This window comes from Massilia antarctica, from assembly GCF_015689335.1.
GTDB lineage: Bacteria > Pseudomonadota > Gammaproteobacteria > Burkholderiales > Burkholderiaceae_D > Telluria_A > Telluria_A antarctica.
In genome coordinates this window covers 1,489,516-1,515,778 of sequence record NZ_CP065053.1, presented here as the reverse complement: position 1 = coordinate 1,515,778, position 26,263 = coordinate 1,489,516, and the positions used below count along the sequence as shown (strand labels likewise).

Genomic DNA, 26,263 nt, shown 5'->3' with positions numbered 1-26,263 from the left:
AAATCGGGTTTTTCCAGCATTGTCCACAAAGTTATCAACAGGCAGTGTGGATAAAAACGAAAAGTCCCGCGTTTACCGCGACTTAGCGGAGATGTGAAGGTTTTACATGAAGTGTTTGCTGCGCTGCATGATGGCTCAGGACTGTGTCGGCACGGCAAAATTGTGGTTTCCGGGAGCCTGTGCGGACACCAGCGCAAGCCGACGGTGGGCTGTGCTTATACACAGCGCCAGGCTGGCGAGATGACTACATTTTGCCCCCTCGCCGACTCACTTATGCACAGAACGCCGGTAAAACATGGTTTTCCCCGCCTCCCAAGGCGGATTTTCCAAGTGATTGATTTAAAAGGATTAAATTTCTTTGATTTTCAGTTGTTAGGCTCATCTATTGTGCAAGCACAAAGCTTTTGGCCTCGCACAAATTGTTTGTCCACAAAGTTGTCCACAAGCTGAAGCTGCTTTAAACGATGTCCTGGACATCCCTGACAATCCTCTTTTTGACACCCGCCGACCCCGACCGACACCGACCCTGATGGCGTACTGCATCCTCAACATCGCGCTCGACACGCCGCTCACCAGCTGCTTCGATTACCGCTGGTCGTGCGCCGCCGGCGAGGAGCCGCGGGTGGGCCAGCTGGCGCTGGTCAGCTTCGGGCGCCGCGAGGTAGTCGGGCTCATCGTCGCAGTCAAACACGACACCGACGTCCCGGCCGACAAGCTCAAAGACGCGCTGGCCGTGCGCAGCCAGCTCTCGCCCCTGTCGCCGCAATGGATCGCGCTGGCGGCGTTCGCGGCCGACTACTATCAGCGTCCGCTGGGTGAAGTGGCCTTGCCCGGGCTGCCCAAGAACCTGCGCGTGCTGACCACCGTGGCGCTGGACCGCGCGCTCAAAAAACTGGCCAAGAGCGCGCCGGCGCACGACCACACCCCGCTCGACATGCCGGTACTGAACGGCGCGCAGCAGGAAGCGGCCGACACGATCGGCGGCGCCCAGGGCTTCACCCCCATCCTGCTGTACGGCGTGACCGGCAGCGGCAAGACCGAAGTCTATCTGCAAGCCTGCGCCGAGGTACTGGCGCGCGAAGAGGGCGGCCAGATCCTGATCCTGGTCCCCGAGATCAACCTCACCCCCCAGCTGGAAGGGAACATCCGCGCGCGCTTTCCCGGCGTGATGCTGGCCACCTTGCACAGCAGCCTGTCCGAGGGCGAGCGCATGCTGCACTGGCTGGCCGCGCATCAGGGCCAGGCCCGCATCATCCTCGGCACGCGCCTGGCGATCCTGGCCTCGCTGCCGCACCTGAAACTGATCGTCATCGACGAAGAGCACGACCCCTCGTACAAACAGCAGGAAGGGCTGCGCTACTCGGCGCGCGACCTGGCGGTGTGGCGCGCGCGCCAGCTGGGCATTCCGATCGTGCTCGGATCGGCCACGCCCTCGCTGGAGAGCTGGCACCACGCCGGCTCCGGGCGCTATCGCAAGCTCGAACTGCGCGAGCGCGCTGTCAAGGATGCGGTGCTGCCGAGGGTGAAGCTGCTCGACATGGAGCGCGACAAACCGGTCGACGGCATCACCTCGCATCTGATGGCGGCGCTGCGCCAGCGTCTCGAGCGCGGCGAACAATCCTTGCTGTTTTTGAACCGGCGTGGGTACGCGCCCGTGATCTGCTGCGAATCGTGCGGCTGGATCAGCAACTGCACCCGCTGCACCTCGTTCATGGTCCTGCACAAGCCCGAACACCGGCTGCGCTGCCACCACTGCAGCCTGGAGCTGCGCATCCCGCGCCACTGCCCGACCTGCGGCAATGTCGACCTGCAGCCGCTCGGGCGCGGCACCCAGCGCGTGGAAGAAGGCTTGCAGCAGGTTTTTCCGCAGGCGCGCATCTTGCGTATCGACGCCGACTCCACGCGCCTGAAGGGCAGTGCGCAGGCCGCGTTCGACACGGTGCACCGGGGCGAGGTCGATATCCTGATCGGCACCCAGATGGTCGCCAAGGGGCACGACTTCAAGAAACTGACCCTGGTGGGGATATTAAATCCGGACACGGCGCTGTTTTCGCAGGATTACCGGGCCAGCGAGCGCCTGTTCGCGCAGCTGATGCAGGTGGCCGGGCGGGCGGGCAGGGCGGCGCGCACGGAAGGCGGCAGCGTGAGCGAAGTGCTGATCCAGACGCGTTATGCCAGCCATCCGCTGTATTCGGCGGTGGTGAACCACGACTACGACCGCTTCGCCACCGATTTGCTGGCCGAGCGGCGCCAGGCGGCGTTGCCGCCGTATCTGTACCAGGCCCTGTTGCGGGCCGAGGCCCCCGAGCTGGCGACGGCGATCGGCTTTTTGGAGAGTGCGCGCGACGCGCTGGCATTTCACGGCATCACCCTCAACGATCCGATACCGATGACGATGACGCGGGTGCACAACGTCGACCGGGCGCAGCTGCTGGTTGAAAGCCCCTCGCGACCGGCGCTGCAAGCCTTCCTCAAAGAATGGCTGGCCCTGCTGCGCGCCATGAAAAGCCGGGTCAAATGGTCGCTCGAAGTCGATCCCCTCGACATCTGACCCTCCTACACCGGGGTCTGACCTCTGATTAGCAATAAGACCCTCCTACACCGGGGTCTGACCTCTGATTAGCAATAAAAATACAGCCGGAAAGCTAAGCGATATCAAAAGACAAGCAAACCACAACCGGGGTCAGAGCTCTGACTAGCAACAAAAATATTGCTTTTTGCAAAGCTGATGGTTTTTCACGACGGTTTCGATGACTCTGAAGACTGTAGGCCAGCTTTGGTTCAGGAGCCGCTTGGTATACCCGTCGATTTGTTCTACTGAGAAACTAATTGCTAGTCAGAGGTCAGACCCCGGTTATGCGGCGTTTTGGGCTGCTCGGCAATTAATTGCTAATCAGAGGTCAGACCCCGGTTGGGGGCTGGGGGAGGTAGCGGCGGGCGCTGGCGACGATGTGCTCGGTCAGGGCGCGGGTGAAGGGGGTGTCGATGTTCCAGGCATGCCACAACAGCGCCGCGTTCCAGGTCCGCCCCGGCGCAAGATCAATCAGCTGTCCTGAGGCAATCCGGCTCAGCGCGCTCAGTTCGGGCATCAGGCCGTAGGCCATGCCGTGCAGGATGCAGTTGTCCAGCGCGGCCGAGACCGGCATGGTGTGGTGGGGAAAGCGCATCCCGCCACCGAATTCGCGCGCCAGGAAATGCGCCAGCTGCTTGCGCTCGCCAACCACCGCCGGCGCCAGCGCCACCGCCTCGGCGATGAAGCCGTCGCCGAACCAGTGCCCCGCAAACGCGGGCGTGGCCACGCAGGTGTAGCGCAGCTGCCCCAGCGGCGTGGAGGTGGTGCCGGCCGCCGCTTCACCGCCATCATCGACCCCGGCCTCGGCGACGCAGGCGAACACCGCGCCTTCGCGCACCAGCCGCAGCGCGCGTTCGCCATCGGCCAGTTCGATGTGGAACTGGCAGCGCGGCGGCGCCAGCAGCGGCGGCAGCGCTTGCGCGAACCAGGTCGCCAGGCTGTCGGCGTCGAGCGCCAGGGACAGGGCCGGCAGGCTGGTGTCGCGCCCGAGGTCGATGTCGAGCGCCGCTTCCATCAGTTGGACGTGGCGGAAATGCACCACCAGCCGCTGCCCCAGCCCGGTCGGCACCGCGGGCGTGCCGCGCACCACCAGCAGGCGCCCGCATCCATCTTCCAGCGCCTTGATGCCCTGCGATACCGCCGCGTGGCTCATTCCCAGCAGCAGCGCCGCCTGGTCGAAACTCCCGCTCGCCGCCACCGCGTCGAGCACGGCCAGGCCGCGATAGTCGAGATTACTCATCAGTAGAGCTGATCCATGGTGATGGTTGATCAGCCATACTAATACGCTTGGACCCGCGCCGCCAATGCGCAACAGCGATGCGCCACGGGAATGTGAAAATTGGCGTATCGTTGACGCCTGAAAACAGCTATCCCCGGCATCCCATTTCGCACGTCCAGTTGAAGAAGAGTCCGCCATGAACAAGTTACACGTCGACGTCGCCATCATCGGTACCGGTACCGCCGGTCTTGCCGCCTACCGCGCCGCCCGCGCCCAGGGGAAAACCGCGCTCGTCATCGAAAACGGCCCGTACGGCACCACCTGCGCCCGGGTCGGCTGCATGCCCAGCAAATTGCTGATCGCCGCCAGCGAGGCGGCCCACATGCTGGCGCTGGCGCCGCAATTCGGGGTCCATCCCGGCCCGGTCCGCATCGATGGCAAGGCCGTGATGGCGCGCGTGCGCAGTGAACGCGACCGCTTCGTCGGCTTCGTGCTGGAAAGTATCGATGGCATCCCGGACCGGGACAAGCTGCGCGGCCACGCCCGCTTCACCGGTCCGCAGTCGCTGCAGGTGGACCAGCACACCACCATCGACGCGGCGCGCGTGGTCATCGCCAGCGGTTCCACGCCGGTCATGCTGCCCCAGCTCAAGGAGGTGGGCGATCGCATCATCGTCAGCGACGATGTGTTCGACTGGACCGACCTGCCCGCCTCCGTGGCCGTGATCGGCACCGGCGTGATCGGGCTGGAACTGGGCCAGGCCCTGCACCGCCTGGGCGTGCGGGTGAGCGTGTTCGCGCGCGGCGGCAGCGTGGCCCAGCTGAGCGACCCGGAAGTGTTGCACGTGGCCGGCAAGGCCCTCGCACGCGAGCTCGACCTGCGCTTCCAGCAGCGCATTGTCAGCGCCGAACAGCAGGGGGAGGAAGTGGTGCTGGTCACGCGCGACGCCGCCGGCGCCGAGCACACCGACCGCTTCGCCTACGTGCTGGTGGCGGCCGGGCGCACGCCCAACGTCGACCGGATCGGCATCGAGATCACCGGCCTGGAACTGGATGCGCGCGGCATTCCCCGGTTCGATTCGACCACTATGCAGTGCGGCACCAGCCCTATTTTCATCGCGGGCGACGCCAACAACGAGCGCCCGGTGCTGCCGGAAGCGGCCGACCACGGCAGGATCGCGGGCGACAATGCCGGCCGCTATCCCGACGTGCGCCCCGGCCTGCGCCGCACGCCGCTGACGATTGCCTTCACCGAGCCGCAGATCGCGACCCTGGGCGAGAGTTACAGGGAACTGTGCGCCGAAGGCAAGCCCAAGTTCGCAATCGGCAAGGTATCGTTCGAGAACCAGGGCCGCAGCCGGGTGATGCTGCAGAACCATGGCATGCTGCGCGTGTACGGCGAGTACGGCACTTGCCGTTTCCTGGGCGCCGAGATGATCGGGCCGCGCGCCGAGAACCTGGGCCACCTGCTGGCCTGGGCCTGCCAGGCGCGCCTGACGGTGGCGCAGATGCTGGACATGCCGTTCTACCATCCGGTGATCGAAGAAGGCGTGCGCACGGCGCTGCGCGACCTGGCGCTGGAGCTGGAAAAAGGCGCGCCGAAAGCGAGCAGCGCGCCGGACACCACCCCCGGCGTGTAGATGCCAACAGCCGGAGTTTCCTCCAGCGGCGGGCGAGGGGTCAGACCCCGGTTTTTCAGTTAGCGGGCGAGGGGTGAGACCCCGGTTTTTCAGTTAGGGGTCTGACCCCGGTGTTGCCACAGCGGCAGCGGGCGAACCGGCGGCCGTCCCGGGGTCTGACCCGGGTGTTGCCAAGAAGGCCACCAGGGCGCTGGCCCCGGTTAAGAAATGTTTCGCCGGCCCACGCCGCGCGCCGGGCTTAGTTCAGGTAACTGGCATCGAGCCGCCCCGCGCCCGCCATCTCGCGCACGATGCGGATCGTGTCGATATCGGCCTCCTGGTAAGCCGACTTCTTGTATTCGTCGTACATGGCATTGGCCTTGTCGGTCTCGGCATCATGCCCGTCGTCGTACTTGAAGCGCACGAACATGGTGTGCTCGGCCGGCGTTTCGATCGTCACGGTCAGGCTCGACGCGGCAATCTCGCCCTGCTCGGGCACCTCGTAGCGCACTTCCTGCAGCGGCGTGAGCAGCACGCGGTCGATCACCACCAGCTCGCCGAAGCGCCGGCTGCGCCGGAAGCTGCCGCTTTCGCGCTCGTCGATCGTGCAGTCGTCCAGGTGCGGCACGAACAGCTTGGGCATTTCCGCGCACAGCACCAGCCCGCGCCACAGCTGCTCGCGCGTCAGGGTGTCGATCAGCGGATTCAAGGGATCGTTAATTTCAATCAAATGTTCAAATTTCATGGTGCTTTAACTCGTCGGTGAGGGGCATTCCAGCCCGGATACCGCCGATGGTAACGCAAGCGATCTGTGCGCGCACGCAAGTGACTTGCGGATACACTGCTTACCGAGCGGACAACCGGTCCGCACCACCACCGAAGAGCACAGCATGAGAACTTCCCGCAAGGATTATCTGGCACACATCGAAGAGTTGCAAAAACGCAGCGGCGACACTGTCGCCAAGCACATCGCCGAACGGCGCGCACTGACCCCCAACCAGCACGCCGCAGAGGATGACGCCACTTTCGGCCAGCGCGCGGCCGATGCCGTGGCCAGCTTCGGCGGCTCCTGGACCTTCATCATGTTGTTCGCGCTGGTGCTGGTGTCCTGGGTGGTGCTCAATTCCTTCCTGCTCACGCGCGTCGGCGCCAAGCCCTTCGATCCCTATCCCTACATTTTGCTGAACCTGTTCCTGTCGATGCTGGCCTCGATCCAGGCGCCGGTGATCCTGATGTCGCAGAACCGCCAGGGCGAAATCGACCGCCTGAACGCCCAGAACGATTACGAGATCAACCTCAAGGCCGAGCTGGAAATCATGGCCCTGCACGAAAAGATGGATGCGCTCAAGATGCACAAAATAACCGAGATGCAGCATGAACAGCTGCGCCTGCTGCACGCCCTGTGCCAGTCCCACAAGGTCGGCATTTAATTGCCGATCCTCGGCAAGCCCTCGTCCCAGTACGGGGCGGGGCCGAAGCGGGCGGCGAAATAATCGATGAAAGCCTGGGTCTTGGGCGGCAGGAAGTTGCGGTTCAGGTACTGGGCCGAGACCACCGAATTCAAGGCCATCGGATACGCCGCCAGCAGCGGCACCAGGGCGCCGCTCTTGAGCTGCTGGTACACCGCCCAGGTCGATTGCAGGGCGATCCCCAGGCCGGCCAGGGCGGCGTCGCGCATCGCTTCGCCGTTATCGCTGCGCATCCGTCCGCCCACCCGAACCTTGATCAGGCTCCCGTCCGTATCCCTGAAATTCCAGGGATTGACCCCTTCCAGCACCAGGCATTGATGATCGGCCAGTTCCTGCGGGCGCTGCGGCGTGCCGTGCCGCGCCAGGTAGGCGGGCGCGGCCACCAGCAGCAGGCGGCTGGGCGCCAGCACGCGCGCGATCAGGGCCGAGTCGTGCAGCGGTCCGTTGCGGATGGTGACGTCGATGCCGTTGGCGGCCAGGTCGATCACCCGGTCCGACAGGCGCAGGTCGAGCTGCAGGCCGGGATAGCGCTCCATGAAGGCGGGCAGCCACGGCATCAGGTGCAAGCGCCCGAACGAGACCGAGGCCGCCACCCGCAACAAACCCTGGGGTTCGCGCCCGGCCCCGACCGAGGCGCGCGCCTGTTCGGCGGCGTCGAGCAGGGCCACGGCCCGTTCCAGGAAGGTTTCGCCATCCTGGGTCAGGGCGATCTGGCGCGTGGTGCGGTGCAGCAGGCGCGCGCCCAACTGGCGTTCGAGCTGGGCCATGCGCGCGCTGGACGCCGCCGGCGACAGGCTGAATTCGCGCCCGGCGGCGGACAGGTTGCGGGTGGCGCAGACCCGCACGAACAGCGCCACATCGGTCAGGTCGAGGTTCATTACATTGTTTTGGTGAAGAGATATTCAATCATTATGCCAATTATCAATCGAATCGGGGCGGTCTACACTCGCTCTCCTGTCAACCAAACAAGGAAACAACATGAAAGCCATTGCCGTCATTAACGGAACCCTGCACGACGTCGACTTGCCTGCGCCACAGCCGCAAGGGCGCGACCTGGTGGTGAAAGTGGAGGCGATTTCGGTCAATCCGGTCGACTACAAGCAGCGCAAGGCGGCCGCCCACGATGGCGAGCCGAGCCTGGTCGGATGGGATGTGGCCGGCACCGTCAGCGCGGTCGGCCCGCAGGCGACCCTGTTCAAGGTGGGCGATCCGGTGTATTACGCGGGCAGCGTGGTGCGCCCCGGCGCCAACAGCGAGTTCCATGCGGTCGACGAGCGCATCGTGGGGCGCAAGCCGGCCAGCCTGAGCATGGAACAGGCCGCCGCGCTGCCGCTGACCAGCATCACCGCGTGGGAAGCGCTGTTCGAGCGCCTTGGTGTGTCGCGCAACGGCACGGACGAGGGCAAGTCGGTGCTGATCATCGGCGGCGCGGGCGGGGTGGGGTCGATTGCGATCCAGCTGGCCAAGAAGCTGGCCAAGCTGAACGTGATTGCAACGGCCTCGCGCCGGGCGTCGGAACAATGGTGCCGGGCGCTGGGGGCCGACCATGTGATCGACCATCTGGGCGACATGCCGGCGCAGCTGGCCGCGCTGGGGTTGGCGGAAGTGGATTTCATTTTGTGCCTGAACGATATCGATGCGCACTTTGCGGCGACGGCGGCGGCGATCGCGCCGCAGGGCAAGATCTGCGCGATCGTGCGCAATGAGCGGCCATTGCCGATGGACCTGGTGTTCGGCAAGAGCGTGACGGTGGTGTTCGAGATGATGTTCACCCGCTCGATGTTCGGGACGGCTGACATGATCGAGCAGCACAAGCTGCTCAATGAGGTGGCCGCCCTGGTCGATGCGGGGGTGTTGACCACCACCGTGGGGGAAACTGGCGGCAGGATCGACGCGGCCAACCTGACCCGCGCCCACGCGGCGCTGGAGGCGGGACGGACGATCGGCAAGATTGTGCTGGCGGGGTTTTAAACCCGGCGCGCGCGGATTTCACCACAGCCCGGCGATCCGCCACTATCTCGTCGTTCCCGCGCAGGCGGGAACCCAATTGCGTTCCGTAGCTAGCGGCCGCTCTATAACTTGGGTTCCCGCCTGCGCGGGAACGACGTTGTGGTGGCGGGAAGCCGGTTCCGGCAATGCCGGAGACGACGGGGGTGTACGTTACAATGGCCGGTCGTCCCCCATCCGATTGCCCCGCCCGATGTCCTCCACCCCCAATTTCGGCCTGAACGCTCCCCAGAGCGAAGCGGTCATGTATCTTGACGGTCCCTGCCTGGTGCTAGCCGGTGCCGGCTCGGGCAAGACGCGCGTGATCACCCAGAAAATCGCGCACCTGATCGAGGACCGCGGCTACGATCCGCGCACTATCGCGGCCCTGACCTTCACCAACAAGGCGGCGCTGGAAATGCAGGAGCGTATCGCCAAGCTGCTCAAGCAGCCGCGCCAGGCGAAGCAGCTCACCGTGTCCACCTTCCACTCGCTGGGCGTGAAAATCCTGCGCCAGGAAGCGGCCGGCGTGGGCCTGAAAGACCGCTTTTCCATCATGGACAGCGACGATTGCTTCGGCCTGGTCCAGGATCTGGCCATCACCACCGACAAGCAACTGATCCGCAGCATCCAGAATTCCATCTCCCTGTGGAAAAACGCCCTGATCGATCCGGAAGACGCGGTCAAGCACGCCAAGGATGAAGACGAAGCCCAGGCCGCGCGCGTGTTCCGCAGCTATGTGGCGACCCTGGCGGCCTACCAGGCGGTCGATTTCGACGACCTGATCCGCCTGCCGGTGGAACTGTTCCGCAACAACGATCCGATCCGCGACAAGTGGCAGCGCCGCCTGCGCTACCTGCTCATGGACGAGTATCAGGATACCAACACCTGCCAGTACGAGCTGGTCAAGCTGCTGGTCACCGGCATCGGCAAGAAACCCATGTTCACCGCCGTGGGCGACGACGACCAGGCCATCTACGCCTGGCGCGGCGCCTCGGTGGAAAACCTGAAAACCCTGGGCGACGATTTCCCCGACCTGAAGGTCATCAAGCTGGAACAGAATTACCGCTCCACCACCCGCATCCTGCAGGCGGCCAACGCGGTCATCTCGAACAATCCCAAACTGTTCGAAAAAGCCCTGTGGTCGGAACACGGCCTGGGCGAACCGATCACGGTGCTCGGCATGCAGACCGACGACCAGGAAGCCGAGCAGGTGGCCATCATGATTTCAGCCGACCGCTTCCAGCGCAAGAACAAGTGGTCCGATTACGCGATTTTGTACCGCGGCAACCACCAGGCGCGCGTGATCGAGCAATGCTTGCGCAAGGAGCGCATTCCGTACACCATTTCCGGCGGCCAGAGTTTTTTCGACAAGGCGGAAATCAAGGACATCATCAGTTACCTGCGCCTGATCGCCAACGAGGGCGACGATCCGGCCTTCATCCGCGCCGTCACCACCCCCAAGCGCGGGGTCGGCATGGCCACCCTGGAAGTGCTGGGCGCGTTTTCCAAGCAGTGGAACTGCTCCTTGTTCGAGGCCACCTTCAAGGGCGGCATCGAAGCGAAGCTGCCGGACCGCCAGTTGCTGCCCTTGCGCGCGTTTTGCAACTTCATCAACCAGCTCGAAGCGCGCGCCAGCCGCCCCGGCCCGTCCGGCAGCGGCGAGAACGCGGCCGCAGTGCTGGACGACATGATGAAGGAGATCGCTTACGAAAGTTATCTGTACGATACCTTCGACGACCGCGCGGCCCAGAGCAAGTGGCTCAACGTGCTCGAATTTACCAACTGGCTCAAGGAGCGCGGCTGCGGCGGCAAGGATAAATCCGGCGAGGAAAAAAACCTGCTGGAACTGACCCAGATGGTGGCCTTGATGAGCATGTTGGAAGGCAAGGACGAGGAGCCGGACGCGGTGCGCATGTCGACCCTGCACGCATCCAAGGGACTGGAGTTTCCGCACGTCTTCCTGGTCGGCGTGGAAGAGGGCATCCTGCCGCACAAGGGCGACCCGGATGCCTCGGTGGAAACGATCGGCGCGCGCATCCAGGAAGAACGGCGCCTGATGTACGTGGGCATCACGCGCGCCCAGCGCACTTTGTACATTACGTGGTGCAAGAAACGCAAACGTGCCGGCGAGCAAGTCCATTGCGATGTGTCGCGGTTCATCAAGGAAATGGCGCTCGACGTCGGCGACGCCCCAGCCACCGAGGCGGAAACGATTTCGCCCAAGGACCGCCTGGCCAGCTTGAAAGCCTTGCTTGCAACACCGAAAACCTGAGGTCTTCTATAATGCTCGGCGGTATGGAACAGGCGTGCTAGCATGGATCGATTCCATGTCGCATACTTTGCCGAAGGAAAATTTCATGTTGACATACACTCGCGCGCCGCGCGGCGCCATCCTTGCCGCCTTGCTGGCCTGGACCATGGCCGCCCCCGCCATTGCGCAGGAGTTTGCCACCAGGCCGGAAGCCGAAGCCATGGTCAAGAAGACCGTTGCGTACATGAAGGCCCACGGCAAGGACAAGACCTACACCGAGATCAACCGCAAGGATGGGCCTTTCACCGAGCGCGACCTGTACATGGTGGCCTACGGCTACGATGGCGTGGTGCGCGCGCACGGCGCCAATCCCAAAATGCTGGGCAAGAATTTGATGGAGTTGAAAGATATCGACGGCAAGGCCTTCGTGCATGAACGGGTCGAGATGGCAAAAAAGAATCTTCCTTTTTGGCAGGAATATAAGTTCACCAACCCCACCAGCGGCAAGATTGAACCGAAGGCAATGTATTGCCAGCCCACGGAGGAGGTCATCATCTGCGGTGGTGTTTATTTGCGCTAAATTGCGCACACGATTCAGATTTTGTTTGACGGCAACACCCTAGTTTGAAATACTGATTTCATGGCTGCGCGCAAGCGCGCCACCATTCCAAATCCGCCTGCCTGGACCACGGTGGCGCGTCATTTGGACCTTTTTACATCCAATTGGCGAGCACACAGCATGGCGACCGTATCCGACATCACCGTAACCCCCACCTCCGGCTTGGTCCATATCGATGCCCTGCTCGACACGGGCCCGGACTGGAACTACCTGACACCAGCCGGCAACACCATCGTCTACACGTTTTCTGTCGCTTCCGGCAATGAAGCGACCCAGTTCGGCCAGACCGCGTTTTCCGCTTCCCAGCAAACCAACGCGCGTGCCGCCTTCGCGGCCCTGGCGGCGCTGACCGGCATCACCTTCACCGAAACGGCCACCGGCACCGCGGCCGATGTGCACCTGGCGGCGGTGAATATCACCGGCGACAATGTCAGCGGCCTGTGCAGCTGGAATTCGAGCTACGGCTATACCGGCAGCACCCTCAACAGTTACGATGCGCAAGCGTATGTGTATCTCGACAATGTCGAGTTCGCTACCGAGAATGCCAACCTGGCCCCGGGCGGCGGCGGCTACCAGACCCTGCTGCATGAGCTGGGCCACATGCTCGGCCTGAAGCACCCCTTCGAGGGCAGCATCCATCTGGCCACCGGCGACGACAACACCAGCAACACCTTGATGTCGTACACCAGCCAGGGCGGTCCGTACAGCACCTTCAGCCCCTATGACATCGCGGCCCTGAACTGGCTGTATGGCGGCGACGGCCTGCGCGGCGCGCTCGGCATCAATTCGACCGGCGGCGGGCGCTATCTCACCGGTACCAGTTTCACCGATATCCTGAGCGGCGGCACTGGCGCCGACCGCTTCGTGGGCCTTGGCGGCGACGATATGATCAACGGCGGCGGCGGTACCGATACGGCCGTGTTCCGCGGCAATTACGCTTCCTACACGGTCACCGACCTGGGCGGCGGCTCCGTGCGCGTCACCGGTGCCGATGGCATGGACACCCTGACCTCGATCGAAAAGCTGCAGTTCGACGACCAGACCGTGCAAACGGCGACCCCGCCAGCGGGCGACACCACCGCGCCGGCCGCGCCGACGCTCACTCTGGTCAAGAATGCGAACGGGTATGTGTCCGGCTCCACGCCGATTGTCAGCGGCAGCGCCGAAGCGAACTCCACGGTCAAGGTGTACAGCGGCGCCGCCCTGGTCGCCACCACCACCGCCGGCACCAACGGCACGTATTCGGTCGCCACCTCGGCCCTGGCCGACGGCCTGAACCTGTCGCTGACGGCGCGCGCCACCGACGCCGCCAACAATGTCTCGGTGCCGAGCGCCGCGCTGCTGTTCAGCGTCGACACCCACGCGCCCGTGGCGCCAACCGGCAACGTGGTCATTTCGGCCGGCGGCGCGGCCCTGTTCAACGGCACCGGCGAAGCGGGCAGCACGATCCGCCTGAGCAATGCCAGCGCCATCATCGCCACAGGCACGGTCGGCTCGGACGGCAACTGGAGCCTGGCCGGCAGCACCCTGGTCAACGGCAGCTACGACGTGAGCGTGAGCTCGCTCGACAAGGCCGACAACACCAGCACCGCCACCCAGCACCTGCTGTTTACCCTGGGGACCGGGAACGGGTCCTCGGTCACGGTCCCGGGCACCGCCGGCGACGATGTCCTGCTGCCAACCGCAGGCAACAACGTCATCGATGGCGGCAGCGGCACCGACACGGTCAACTACCCCGGCCCGCGCGGCGACTACACCGTGGTGCGCGATACCAGCGGTTTCGTGGTCACCGCCACCAGCGGCACCGACGGCATGGACTTGCTGCGCAATATGGAGTCGATCAAGTTCGCCGACACCACCCTCAAGCTCCAGTACGACGACGTGGTGCAGGCGCTGTACCTGGCCTACTTCGGCCGCGCGGCCGATGCGGGCGGCTTGGCGGCTTTCCAGTCGCAACTGGGCAACCTGCACGCGCCGTTGACGTTTTCGGCCGTCACCGCCTCCTACGCCAAGGATGCCGGGTTGCACAGCCTGATCGACAGTTTCGGCACCAGCGCCGAATCGGCCGCCTTGTATCCGGGCGCCACCGATGTCTTCGTCACGGCCGTGTACAGGAACCTGTTCGGACGCGCCCCTGACGCGGGCGGCCTGGCGTTCTGGACCAATGCGATCGACCACGACGGTTTGACGCGCGCCAATGCCTCGCTCTCGATCATGGCCGGGGCGTTGGAAAACACCACCGCCCAGGGCGTGCTCGACGCCAAACTGGTCAACAACAAGATCGTCATCGCGTCCGATTTCACCCTGGCCATCGACACGCCGGCCGAAGTGGCCGGCTATTCCGGCGCGCCGGCTGCCGCGACCGTTCGCAGCATGCTCGCCACCGTCACGGCGAACACCGATATCGCCGCCTTCCAGGCCACTATCGTCAGCACGCTCGCGGGCATGTCCAGTGGCGGCGTGCAGAGCGGGTCCGGGATGCTGCAACACGACTCCGTGCACAGCGACACTGGCCTGGCCGCCACCCCGCTGGTCCTGGTCGGCGTGCAGCAGGGCGGCCTGATCGAGGCGGTACTGTAAAGCGCGGCCGTTTCCAGGCTCCGCCACAACGGGCGTCTACCCCCTTCCCGGGTAAGACGCCCGTTTTGCATGGTGGACGGGCACAGGAAAAATTAAACATTGCATTAATTAACATGCCAAATTTGAATTAAATTTGACGTCAATACGCATTTTTGGAATACTGCGGCGTTTGTCGAGCAAAATCCGGCAACATTCCAACTCTGTCTGCCGGTTGCGTTAACGTTCATCATCGGGCGTGATTTGGAATCATTCCACTTCCAATCATAAGCATACCCGCATGACGACCATCTCCGATCTCGACACCCCCCTCTCCGGCCTGAATCACATCGATGCCCTGCTCAGTAGCGGACCCGACTGGAACTTCGTGACGCCCGCCGGCAATACCATCCGCTACACCTTTTCGATCGCCTCCCACAATGAAGGCGGCAATGACAGCGGCGCCGGACTGACGAGCTTCAGCGCGGGCCAGCAAGCCGGCACGCGCGCGGCCATGGCGACCTTGAGCGCGATTACCGGGATCGTCTTCAGCGAAACGTCCGACGCCGCCAGCGCCGACGTCCATCTGTGCTCGAAGGAACTGGGCGGTAACACGGCGGGCCTGTGCAGCTGGAATTCCGGCTATTCCAATTCAGGCACTACTCTGCTCAGCTTCCACGCGGCGGCTTACGTGTATCTGGACAGCGCCGTCGTCGCCGCCGCCTCGAATGCCACCCTGGCGCCCGGCTCGGGCGGCCTGGAAATCCTGCTGCACGAACTGGGCCACATGCTGGGCCTGAAGCATCCCTTCGACGGCGCCATCCATCTGGCGACCGGCGACGACAACACCAGCAACACCTTGATGTCCTACACCAGCCAGGGCGGTCCCTACAGCACCTTCAGCCCCTACGATATCGCGGCACTGAACTGGCTGTATGGTGGCGACGGCCTGCGCGGCGCGCTCGGCATCAACTCGACCGGCGGCGGGCGCTACATCACGGGCACCAGCCGCGCCGATAGCCTGAGCGGCAGCGCCGCCGCCGACCGCCTCGACGGCGGCGGCGGCAACGATATCCTCGACGGCGGCAACGGCAGCGATACCGCCGTGTTCCATGGCAATTACGCCGCCTACACGATTACCAGCCTGGGCGCTGGCAAGCTGCGCGTCAGCGGCGCCGACGGCATCGATACCCTGACCTCGGTCGAGGTGCTCAAGTTCGACGACCGCAGCGTGCAGGCCGCCCAGCTGCTCACCCCGCCGCCGGTGACGCCGCCGGTGGTCACTCCGCCGCCGGTGGTCACTCCGCCACCGGTCGTCACTCCGCCGCCAGTGGTCACTCCGCCGCCGGCGGCGGCCGACACCACCGCGCCCGCCGCGCCGACGCTCACCGTCGTCAAAAACCCGAACGGGTATGTGGCCGGCGACAAGCCGGTCGTCAGCGGCAGCGCCGAAGCCAACAGCACGGTCAAGGTGTACAGCGGCGCCGCCCTGGTCGCCACCACTACCGCCGGCGCCGACGGCGCCTGGTCGGTCGCCACCTCGGCCCTGGCCGACGGGATCAACCTGTCGCTGACGGCGCGCGCCACCGATGCCGCCAACAATGTCTCGGCGCCGAGCGCCGCGCTGCTGTTGAGCGTGGATACCCACGCGCCGGTGGCGCCGACCGCCGGCGTGCTGGTCCCGGCCAGCGGCGCCATCGAGTTCAGCGGCACCGGCGAAGCGGGCAGCATGATCCGCCTGACCAATGGCACCCTCATCGGCGAAGTCACGGTCGGCGCCGACGGTCACTGGAGCCTGGGCGGCGGCGGCCTGGCCAACGGCAATTACGATGTGAGCGTGAGCTCGCTCGACAAGGCCGGCAACACCAGCACCGCCGCCAAGCACCTGCTGTTTGCGCTCGGCACGGCGGCCCCGATCATCGTCACCGGCAGCGCCGGCAACGATGCCCTGCTGCCCACGCCGGGCAACAACATCATCGATGGCGGCGGCGGCACCGATACGGTGAGCTACCCGGGCATGCGCGGCGACTACACCGTGGTGCGCGATACCAGCGGTTTCGTGGTCACCGCCAAACATAGCCCCGATGGCACGGACTTGCTGCGCAATATGGAGGCGATCAGGTTCGCCGACACTACCCTCAAGCTCGACTACGATGACGTGGTGCAGGCGCTGTACCTGGCCTACTTCGGCCGCGCCGCCGATTCGGGCGGCCTGGCGGCCTTCCAGTCGCAACTGGTCAGCCTGCACGCGCCGCTGACGTTTTCGGCCGTTACCGCCGCCTACGCCAAGGATGCCGGGCTGCACAGCCTGATCGACAGCTTCGGCGCCAGCGCCGAGTCGGCCGCCTTGTATCCGGGCGCCACCAGCGCCTTCGTCACGGCCGTGTACAAGAACCTGTTCGGGCGCGCCCCGGACGCGGGCGGCCTGGCGTTCTGGACCAATGCGATCGACCATGACGGTTTGTCGCGCGCCAATGCCTCGCTCTCGATCATGGCCGGCGCGCTCGAAAACAGCACGGCCCAGGGCGTGCTCGACGCCAAACTGGTCAACAACAAGATCGTCATCGCTTCCGATTTCACCCTCGCCATCGACACGACCGCCGAAGTGAACGGCTACGTCGGCATCAATCCCGCCGCCACCGTGCGCGCCATGCTCGCCAGCGTGACGGCCAGCACCGATATCGCCGCCTTCCAGGCCACCATCGCCAGCACCATCGCGGCGCTGCCTGGTGTCGGCGCCCAGACCGGGGCCGCACAGATGCAGCTTGACGTCGTGCAGCACGATACCGTGTACGGCGGCGCCGGCCTGCCCGACAGCGCGCTCATCCTGGTCGGCCTGCAGCATGGCGGCCTGATCGATTCGGTACGGTAAGGCGCCGCCGTTCCATCCCGGCTGCTGCTCCGGCTCCAGGCCGGCGCCGCCACTTGTGGGCGGCGCCGGCTTTTTGCCGTGTGGCGGATGGAGGAGTGTCGTTTTTTGGCGAAAACAGACTGCCCGTTGCCTGTTTTATATGCAAAAATTTGACGTAAATATGTTCTATTGAGATACTTATGGTATCTGTCGGTAATTTTTCCGGCCCCTGCCTTTGCCAGTTGTGCCTGCCCGCGCCCATGCGGCGCCGCGCGTCCCCGGCCTGTCTTCACGTATTGCTTCCATGACCACCCTGTCCGACATCAACGAACTGCGCCTGTCCGGCTTCAACCATATCGACGCCTTGATCAGCGAAGGGCCCGACTGGAACTTCGTCGGCCGCACTGCGCCGTTTTATATTCAATATACCTTTTCGATCAGCACCGGCAACGAAGCCGGGCAGGGCGGGCAGACCGCTTTTTCTCCCGCGCAGCAAGCGGCCACCCGCACAGCCTTGGCTTACCTGCGCGAAGTGACCGGAATCTGGTTCATCGAAACCAGTAATGGCGGTACTGCCCAGATTCATCTGGCGTCGATCAATATTCCGGGCGACGACGTGACTGGATTGTCCAGCTGGAACACGACGTATACGCCGCCGCGCAGCGGCACCACCGTCAGCGACTACAGCGTCCAGGCCTATGTCTACCTCGACAATGTGGAATTTCGCACTCCCAACGCCGACCTGACCCCGGGCGGGTCCGGCTATGAAACCTTATTGCACGAACTGGGCCATACGCTCGGCCTGAAACATCCCTTCGAAGGCGATATCAAGCTGCCTTACGAAGACGACCACACCGGCAACACCCTGATGTCCTATGATTCCGTGGGCGGTCCCTACAGCACCTACGGGCAATACGATATTGCCGCATTCAACTGGATCTACGGCGGCGATGGACTCGGCGGCCAGTATGGTGCGGGCGGGCGCATGGATTACCTCACCGGCAGCAACGACGCCGAGCGTATCAGCGGTAGCGCCGACAGCGAACGGCTGGAAGGGGCCGGCGGCGACGATGTCATCGATGGCCTCGGCGGCGTCGACGAAGCCAGCTACATCGGGGCGCGTGCGAATTACGACATCACCAAGATCGAGGCCGGCTATGTCGTGCGCGACCGGGTCGGCGACGAGGGCCAGGATGTGCTGGTCAATATCGAATCCTTGGTGTTTGCCGACGGCAAGGTATTCTTTGCCTACGAATCGCTGGTGCAAGCCTTGTATGTCGGCTATTTCGGCCGCGCGGCCGACTACAGCGGCATGCGCAGCTTCCAGCAGCAGCTGGGCGCATTGCACGCTCCCGAGGACGTGCGCGGCTTGGCCGCGGCGTATAGCCAGGACGCCGGCCTGCATGCACTGATCGACAGCTTCGCCGTCAGCGCCGAGTCGGCCGCCTTGTATCCGGGCGCTACCACCACCTTCATCAATGCGCTGTACCAGAACGTGTTCGGACGCGCGCCCGACGCCGGCGGACTGGCCTTCTGGAGTCATGCCATCGACAGCGGCGGCCTGTCGCGCGCCAACGCCTCGCTCTCGGTCATGGCCGGCGCGCTCGACAACAAGACGGCCCAGGGTGTGCTCGATGCCAAACTGGTCAATAACAAGCTGATCGTCGCCTCCGGCTTCACCCTGATGATCGATACCCCGCAAGAGATCGCCGGCTATGGCAGCGCCGCTGCCGCCGCCTCGGTGCGCGCCATGCTCGGCGCCGTCACGGCGAGCACCGACCTGATCGCCTATCAGACGACCATCGGCGCCACCCTGAAGTCGATGACGGGGCCGGCCAAGGCCATGGCCAATGTCGAGTACGGGGATCCTATCGTGCACGTGGACCTGATTGGGATCGGCCACCAGCCGTGGGAACAGACGCTGGTATAGTGAGCGCGGGCGCCGGCCGTGGTGGTGGCGCCGTCGTGTTCGGATCGAAGGGACTTTCCATGCAAATGCAAATTAACGGCGGCTCCGGGGTCGACACGTTCGGCTTCGCCGGCTTGCGGGCCGACTACAACATCACCAATGGCGCCGGCGGGTACGCCGTGCTGCCCAAGAACGGCGCCAGCGGCGGCTTGCAGCTGTTGGCCAATGTCGAGCGTTTCACATTCAGCGACAGCACCGTCAACGTCGAATACGATGCGGCCGTGCAAGCGCTGTACGTGGCTTATTTCGGCCGCGCCGCCGACTATGCCGGCATGCAGAGCTTCCAGGACCAGCTGGCCAAACTGGGCGCGCCGCACGACATCGTCGGCATCAGCGCCGCCTACGCCACCAATCCCGGCTTGCACAAATTGATCGACAGTTTCAGCACCAGCGCCGAATCGGATAAGCTGTATCCCGACGGCATCATCGACTTTGTGAGCGCCGTGTACAAGAACGTGCTCGGGCGCAGCCCGGACGATGCCGGACTGGCGTTCTGGAGCGAGGCCATCGACAGCGGCGCGCTCTCGCGCGCCAATGCCGCCATGTCGATCATGGCCGGCGCACTGCAAAACAGCACGCCCCAGGGCTTGCTCGACGCCCAGCGCATCGGCAATACCCTGGCGGTGGCGTCCGACTTCACCCTGGCGATCGACCGCCCGTCCGAAATCGCCGGCTACGGCAGTACCCTGGCCGCCTCGATGGTGCGCACCATGCTGGCCACGGTGACCGCCGGCAGCGATGTCGAGGCGTTTCACGCGGTGATCAAGGCCATGCTCGCGCTCATGGCCGGCGACGTTCAAACGGGCTCGGACGCTCCCGCGGCGCACGAGGCGCCGCCGCTGCTGCTGGTAGGCGTGGCGCCGGCCTGGGAACACGGACCGGCCTGAGCGCACTGGCATAATGGCGGCTTTGCCCCCAAGGACGCCGCCGTGAGCCAGGAAGACCGTTTTGTCGATATCGAGATCAAGCTCGCGCACCAGGAAGACCTGGTCGAATCCCTGAACCAGATGGTGTACCAGCAGGGCCGCCGCATCGACCAGCTCGAAGCGATGGTCGCCAAGCTGGCCGAACACATCCGCAACAATGCCCAGTCGGGACCGAACCCGGTCAACGACCGCCCGCCGCACTACTAGGCTTGGCGCGCCGGTCCTTCCGCCCATACCGGCATATGCATACATCATCACGGATGACAGGCGTGTGACCATGCTGCTATGATCGTGCGCTCATGCGCTGCCGGCTACCCGTCGGCAGCTTCCATTAGCGCTCGTGAAAGATGCCATGACCCGTCCCCACATGCTTATCGTCGCCGCCAGCCTGGCGCTGGCCACCACCGCCTTTGCCGCCCCGGCCACCCCCGCCGGCGCACTGGCCGCATCGAATCCGTTTGCCCAGCCCAGCACCTTGCCGTTCCAGTACCCGGCCTTCGACAAGATCAAGGACAGTCATTTCCGGCCCGCCTACGAGGCCGGCATGCGCGCGCAGTTGGGCGAGATCGATGCCATCGCCAACAATGCCGAGGCGCCCAGCTTCGAGAACACCGTGGTGGCGATGGAGCGTTCGGGCCAGTTGCTGACCCGCGTGGCGACCACCTTCTCGGCCCTGCAGGGCGCCAACACCAATCCGGCCCTGGATGCCATCGACAGCGCCATGTCGCCGAAAATGGCCGCGCATAACGATGCGATCTTCCTCAACGCCAAGCTGTACCAGCGGGTCAAGGCGCTCTACGACAAGCGCGCCGAGCTCGGCCTCGATGCGGAATCGGCCTACCTGCTGGAACGCTATCACAAGGATTTCGTGCGCGCCGGCGCCCAGTTGTCGACGGCCGACAAGGACAAGCTGAAAAAATTCAACGGCCAGATCGCCAGCCTGCAGACCAAGTTCACCCAGAACGTACTGGCGGAAATCAACGCCTCTGCGCTGGTGGTCAATACCCGCGCGGAACTGGACGGCATGAGCGATGCGCAAATCAGCGCGGCCGCCGATGCGGCCAAGAAGCGCAAGCTGAAAGGCAAGTTCCTGGTCGCCCTGGTCAACACCAGCGGCCAGCCGCCGCTGGCACAGCTGACCAACCGCGCGGTGCGCGAGCGCCTGATGGCGGCGTCGCTGGCGCGTGGCAGCCACGGCGGCAAATTCGATAACCGCGACGTGGTGGTCAAGCTGGCCCGCCTGCGCGCCGAACGCGCGGCCCTGCTCGGCTACCCGACCTACGCCGACTACTCGCTGGAAGACCAGACCGCCAAGACGACCGGCGTGGTCAACACCCTGCTGGCCGAACTGGCCAAGCCCGCCGTGACCAATGCGCGCAAGGAAGCGGACGATATCCAGAAAGTCATCGACGCCGAAAAGGGCGGTTTCAAGGTCGGCGCCGCCGACTGGGCCATGTACAGCGACAAGGTGCGGGCCGAGCGCTTCAATTTCGACGAGAAACAGCTCAAGCCGTATTTCGAGCTCGACAACGTCCTGGTCAACGGCGTGTTCTTCGCCGCCGGCAAGCTGTACGGCCTGACCTTCAAGGAACGCAAGGATTTGCCGGTGTATAACCCGGACGTGCGTGTGTTCGACGTGTTCGATGCCGACGGCAAGCAGCTGGCCATCTTCCTGGCCGACATGTACGCGCGCAGCAATAAGCAGGGCGGCGCGTGGATGAATGCCTATGTGTCGCAGTCGGGCTTGATGGACACGCATCCGGTGATCGCCAACCACCTCAATATTCCCAAGCCGCCGGCCGGCGAGCCGACCTTGCTGACGGTCGATGAAGTCAAGACCGCCTTCCACGAATTCGGCCACGCGCTGCATGGCATGTTCTCGAACGTGAAGTATCCGCGTTTCTCGGGCACCAGCGTGCCGAGCGACTTCGTCGAGTATCCTTCGCAAGTCAATGAGATGTGGATGATCGATCCGGAAGTGCTGGCCAACTACGCCAAGCACTACAAGACCGGCGAAGCGATGCCCAAGGAATTGCTGGGCAAGTTCATCGAAGCGAAGAAATTCAACCAGGGTTTCCTGACCACCGAATACCTGGCGGCCTCCCTGGTGGACCAGCGCTGGCACCAGTTGAGCGCGGCCCAGGTGCCGACCGACGTGCTCGGCTTCGAAGCGAACGCGCTCAAGGAAGCCGGCGTCGACTTCGCGCCGGTGCCGCCGCGCTACCGCACCACCTACTTCTCGCATAGTTTCTCGGGCGGTTATTCGGCCGGTTACTATTCCTACCTGTGGAGCGAGAAGCTGGACGCCGATACGGTCGAATGGTTCAAGGAAAACGGTGGCTTGCTGCGCAAGAATGGCGACCATTTCCGCAACACCCTGCTCTCGCGCGGCGGCACGGTCGACGCGCTCGACCTGTTCCGCAATTTCCGCGGCCGCGATCCGAAGATCGAACCGCTGCTGAACCGCCGCGGCCTGACCGTCCACTAAGACCAGGCGGCACCGGCCAGGCTGGCGCCGCCACTGCCCACCGTCGTTCCCCCGGCGCCGCCCTGGCGTCGGGGGAACGATGGCGCGGCATCCTCCGCTTCTCCCTCCGTTCCCCCGATTCGCACACCACCATGACCCGTCCCCCACTGATGATCATCGCGGCCAGCCTGGCCGTGACCAGCTTCGCCTGGACCGCGCCGGCCCGCGCCGCGCTGCCAGGGTCCAACCCGTTCGCCAAAGCGAGCACCTTGCCATTCAACTACCCGGTCTTCGACAAGATCAGGATCGAGCACTTCGCCCCGGCCTTTGCCGAAGGCATGCGCAGCGAGGCCGCCGAGGTCAACACCATCGCCAACAACCGCAAGCCGGCCACGTTCGAGAACACCGTCGTCGCCATGGAACGCTCCGGCAAGCTGCTCGACCGTGTCAGCGGCGCCTTTTCCATTCTAGGGGCCGGCAACAGCAACGACGCCATCAAGGCCCTCGAACTGACCCTGGCGCCCAAGAGGGCGGCGCACCGCGACGCGATCAGCCTGAACCAGAAATTGTTCGAGCGTATCGAATCCTTGTACCTACGGCGCGACAAACTCGGGCTCGATGCCGAATCGGCCTTCCTGCTGGAGCGCTATCACAAGGATTTCATCCGCGCCGGCGCCCGCTTGAACGGGGCCGACAAGAGCAAGCTGAAGGCCTATAACGCCGAATTGGCGGGCTTGCAAGCGACCTTCAGCCAGAACGTGCAGGGCGAGGCCAAGGCGGCCGCGCTGGTGGTTGACAGCCGCGCGGAACTGGACGGCATGACGGAAGCGGCCATCGATGCGGCGGCCGCGAACGCGAGCAAGAACGGCCTCGAAGGCAAGTTCATGCTCGCGGTGACCAACACCACGGGCCAGGCCGCCATGGCGGTGCTGACCAAGCGCGCCGTGCGCCAGCGCCTGCAGGAATTGTCGATGGGGCGCGGCAGCCGCGGCGGCAAATTCGACAACACCGGCGTGGTGCTGCGCATCGCCCGGCTGCGTGCCGAGCGCGCCGCCCTGCTCGGCTATCCGAACCATGCCGCCTACTCGCTCGACGACCAGACCGCGAAAGATACCGGCACCGTCAACACGCTGCTGGCCGGCCTGGTCAAGCCGGCGGTGGCCAACGCGCGCAAGGAAGCGGCCGATATCCAGACCGTCATCGACGCCGGCCATGGCGGCTTCCAGCTCGCCGCCCACGACTGGGCCTTCTACAGCGACAAGGTGCGCGCCGAGCGCTTCCAGTTCGACCAGAGCGCGCTGCGTCCGTATTTCGAGCTGAACAACGTGCTCACCAAGGGCGTGTTCTACGCCGCCGGCCAGTTGTACGGCATCACCTTCAAGGAACGCAAGGACTTGCCGGTGTACGACCCTGACATGCGCGTGTTCGACGTCATCGATGCCGACGGCAAGCCGCTGGCGATCTTCGTGGCCGATCTGTACGCGCGCCCGAACAAGCGCGGCGGCGCCTGGGCCAATGCCTACGTGGCGCAATCGCGCCTGCTGGGCACGCACCCGGTCATCGGCAATCACCTGAACATTCCCAAGCCGGCCGCGGGCGAACCGACCCTGCTGACCTACGACGAACTGCGCACCCTGTTCCACGAATTCGGCCATGCCCTGCACGGCATGTTTTCGGACGTGACCTATCCGCGTTTTGCCGGCACCGCCGTGCCGCGCGACTATGTGGAATTCCCTTCGCAGGTCAATGAAATGTGGTCGCTCTGGCCTGACGTGCTCGCCAACTACGCCAGGCACTACAAGACCGGCGAGCCGATGCCCAAGGAATTGCTCGACAAGGTGATCGGATCGAAGCAGTTCAACGAAGGCTACCGCACCACCGAGAACCTGGCTTCGTCGATTCTCGATCAGCGCTGGCACCAGCTGGACGCCGCCCACATCCCGACCGACGTGCTGGCGTTCGAAGCGGCCGCGCTGAAGGACGCCGGCGTCGACTTCGCGCCGGTGCCGCCACGCTATCGCTCGACCTACTTCTCGCACGTGTTCTCGGGCAGTTATTCGGCCGGCTACTACGGTTACCTGTGGAGTGAAAAGCTGGACGCCGATACGGTCGACTGGTTCAAGGAAAACGGCGGCTTGTCGCGCAAAAATGGCGACCATTTCCGCAAGACCTTGCTGTCGAAAGGCGGCACCATCGATGCCATGCAAATGTACCGCAACTTCCGCGGCCGCGATGCGACCATCGAACCGCTGCTGGAACGGCGCGGGCTCACTGCCAAGTAAGCTTGCCTGAACTTCTCAAGAATGCCGTTCGCACAGGACGGCATTTTTTTCGTCGTGAGCACTTCGCCGGCCCGCCCGGCGATGCGCGATAATGGTGGCGCCAATTTCCTCCATGGAGCCATATTGACCGACATCGCGGTACTTCCCAAATATCTGCAGAACCGCCTCCAGGCGGCCTTGACACCGGGCGAGCGCCTGGTCTGGGTCGGCCAGCCGATCGCCGAGCACTATATGAAACGGGATGCATACGAGTCCCGTGTCGCTTTTGCAGCGATGGCGGCATGCGGGCTGCTGTGGATTGTCGGCAGCATCGCCCGTACGCTCATCCTGTACGGCCTCGACTTCGATTTCCTGCCGCTGATCGGCGTGCCGTTCCTGCTGGGCGGCGTACTTGGATTGCGCTCGCCATCCAGGCTCGAGGAAGAAGCACGCTTCGTGGTGTACGCCATCACCAGCGAGCGCGTCATCCTGTTGGGCGGCGGCGATCCCGAAACGATCAGCTCGTATGTACCAGCACAGTTGCAGCAAATCGAACGCAGCGAGCACGCCGGCGGCTGGGGCGACCTGATACTGGAGACGGAATACGTCCACGACGGCGATGAAGGCTATACGACGAAGCGCCACGGCATGCTCGCCATTGCCCGGGTCCGGCGCGTGCATGGACTGATCGCGGCGCTGGCGAAGACGCTGCCGCTGGCGCCCAACACGCCGCATGCCAGCTTCCAGCAGTGCCTGATCACGCCCGATATCGGGCCCTTGCCGGACAAGCTGCGCCAGGCGCTGCGCGCGGAAATGGCGCCCGGCGAACGGCTGGTCTGGGCCGCGCAGCCGATCCCCGCTAGTTATCTGAAAAGAGGTTTCGCGGAGCAGTCCTTTTTTATCCCGTGGACGCTCGTTAGCCTGCTACTCACCGTTTTTCTGGTCCCTGCAATGTGGCGAACCCATCGGCAAGGAGAAATCTTCCCGTTCGCGATAGTCGTGCCGTTGTCGTTTCTGTGGCTTGGTGTTTACCGCCTGTATCAGCCGTTCAAGATGCGCAACAATGCGCTCAGTGTGGTGCATGCCATCACCACCGGGCGCGCCCTGACGATCGATGCCAGCGGTCCGTTGATCACGCGTACCTACGCACCGGCCGGCCTGGTGCATGCCGACTGCATGGGCGGGCGCGACGACAGCGGCGACCTCCTGCTCGAAGCCGCATCGGACATCGTGTCCAATAGCGCGAACCGTGGGCAGCGCCACGGTTTTTTGGGCGTCGACGAGGTGCGCCACGTCGAGCGCCTGATCGGCCATCTGAAGCAGGCGCCCGCCACGCTCGGCTTTCCTGAAAATTAGCATAGCGACAATGCTCTATAATAAGGCACGTCCCTCTTTCCGAACGTTGCCTCTATGCTCACACCTCGCTTACTCCCGCTTGCGTCCGTCCTGCTGTGCGCCCTTGGCTTGGCGGCCTGTACCACCGCACCCGTGCGGCC

General features: G+C 64.3%; 17 protein-coding genes. 14 read left to right on the top strand and 3 right to left on the bottom strand.

Annotated features, from left to right (window positions below; all coding sequences use genetic code 11):
• Positions 1–529: 529 nt before the first annotated feature.
• Complete coding sequence (locus tag IV454_RS06805) at positions 530–2,551, top strand: primosomal protein N' (RefSeq protein ID WP_206090847.1); 2,022 nt, start codon at positions 530–532, stop codon at positions 2,549–2,551.
• Positions 2,552–2,900: 349 nt separating this feature from the next.
• Here the strand turns inward: IV454_RS06805 and IV454_RS06800 are convergent, their stop codons facing one another.
• Entirely contained in the window at positions 2,901–3,812 is a 912-nt protein-coding gene (locus tag IV454_RS06800) for an ArgP/LysG family DNA-binding transcriptional regulator (protein WP_206090846.1), read from the bottom strand.
• A 175-nt stretch (positions 3,813–3,987) separates the two neighbouring features.
• Between IV454_RS06800 and IV454_RS06795 the strand changes: the two genes are divergently transcribed.
• Positions 3,988–5,430, top strand: a complete 1,443-nt coding sequence (locus IV454_RS06795) for a dihydrolipoyl dehydrogenase (RefSeq protein WP_206090845.1) — start codon at positions 3,988–3,990, stop codon at positions 5,428–5,430.
• Between the two features lie 238 nt (positions 5,431–5,668).
• Here IV454_RS06795 and IV454_RS06790 read toward each other — a convergent pair whose 3' ends face one another.
• Positions 5,669–6,154 (bottom strand): SRPBCC family protein, encoded by a 486-nt coding sequence (locus IV454_RS06790; protein ID WP_206090844.1) that lies wholly within the window; start codon positions 6,152–6,154, stop codon positions 5,669–5,671.
• 145 nt (positions 6,155–6,299) lie between these two features.
• Here IV454_RS06790 and IV454_RS06785 point away from each other — a divergent pair, with 145 nt between their 5' ends.
• The gene (locus IV454_RS06785; protein WP_206090843.1) at positions 6,300–6,839 is read left to right on the top strand and encodes a DUF1003 domain-containing protein; all 540 of its coding nucleotides are present in this window, start codon (positions 6,300–6,302) and stop codon (positions 6,837–6,839) included.
• Here IV454_RS06785 and IV454_RS06780 read toward each other — a convergent pair.
• On the bottom strand, positions 6,836–7,756 hold the full coding sequence (locus IV454_RS06780; RefSeq protein WP_206090842.1) for a LysR family transcriptional regulator: 921 nt from the start codon (positions 7,754–7,756) through the stop codon (positions 6,836–6,838). The genes IV454_RS06785 and IV454_RS06780 overlap by 4 nt on opposite strands.
• Positions 7,757–7,856: 100 nt before the next feature.
• On the opposite strand from IV454_RS06780, the gene IV454_RS06775 reads away from it, so the two are divergent.
• The 11 genes from IV454_RS06775 to IV454_RS06725 all read left to right on the top strand — a co-directional run bounded on the left by IV454_RS06775 (position 7,857) and on the right by IV454_RS06725 (position 26,123).
• Entirely contained in the window at positions 7,857–8,849 is a 993-nt protein-coding gene (locus IV454_RS06775; protein WP_206090841.1) for a zinc-binding alcohol dehydrogenase family protein, read from the top strand.
• Positions 8,850–9,078: 229 nt separating this feature from the next.
• Complete coding sequence (locus tag IV454_RS06770; protein ID WP_206090840.1) at positions 9,079–11,139, top strand: UvrD-helicase domain-containing protein; 2,061 nt, start codon at positions 9,079–9,081, stop codon at positions 11,137–11,139.
• An 85-nt stretch (positions 11,140–11,224) separates the two neighbouring features.
• Positions 11,225–11,698 carry a cache domain-containing protein gene (locus tag IV454_RS06765; RefSeq protein ID WP_229522103.1) on the top strand — a complete coding sequence of 158 codons (474 nt, stop codon included), beginning with the start codon at positions 11,225–11,227 and terminating at the stop codon, positions 11,696–11,698.
• A 159-nt stretch (positions 11,699–11,857) separates the two neighbouring features.
• Positions 11,858–14,317 (top strand): Ig-like domain-containing protein, encoded by a 2,460-nt coding sequence (locus IV454_RS06760; protein ID WP_206090839.1) that lies wholly within the window; start codon positions 11,858–11,860, stop codon positions 14,315–14,317.
• 277 nt (positions 14,318–14,594) lie between these two features.
• The gene (locus IV454_RS06755; protein ID WP_206090838.1) at positions 14,595–17,165 is read left to right on the top strand and encodes an Ig-like domain-containing protein; all 2,571 of its coding nucleotides are present in this window, start codon (positions 14,595–14,597) and stop codon (positions 17,163–17,165) included.
• Positions 17,166–17,448: 283 nt separating this feature from the next.
• Entirely contained in the window at positions 17,449–19,074 is a 1,626-nt protein-coding gene (locus IV454_RS06750; RefSeq protein ID WP_206090837.1) for a DUF4214 domain-containing protein, read from the top strand.
• A gap of 59 nt (positions 19,075–19,133) precedes the next feature.
• The gene (locus IV454_RS06745) at positions 19,134–20,000 is read left to right on the top strand and encodes a DUF4214 domain-containing protein (protein WP_206090836.1); all 867 of its coding nucleotides are present in this window, start codon (positions 19,134–19,136) and stop codon (positions 19,998–20,000) included.
• A 42-nt stretch (positions 20,001–20,042) separates the two neighbouring features.
• Positions 20,043–20,246, top strand: a complete 204-nt coding sequence (locus IV454_RS06740) for a SlyX family protein (RefSeq protein ID WP_054265230.1) — start codon at positions 20,043–20,045, stop codon at positions 20,244–20,246.
• Positions 20,247–20,391: 145 nt separating this feature from the next.
• Positions 20,392–22,527, top strand: a complete 2,136-nt coding sequence (locus IV454_RS06735; protein WP_229522102.1) for a M3 family metallopeptidase — start codon at positions 20,392–20,394, stop codon at positions 22,525–22,527.
• A gap of 131 nt (positions 22,528–22,658) precedes the next feature.
• Positions 22,659–24,788, top strand: coding sequence for a M3 family metallopeptidase (locus IV454_RS06730; RefSeq protein ID WP_206090835.1), 2,130 nt, complete (start codon positions 22,659–22,661; stop codon positions 24,786–24,788).
• A gap of 21 nt (positions 24,789–24,809) precedes the next feature.
• The gene (locus IV454_RS06725; RefSeq protein WP_206090834.1) at positions 24,810–26,123 is read left to right on the top strand and encodes a hypothetical protein; all 1,314 of its coding nucleotides are present in this window, start codon (positions 24,810–24,812) and stop codon (positions 26,121–26,123) included.
• Positions 26,124–26,263: the final 140 nt, after the last annotated feature.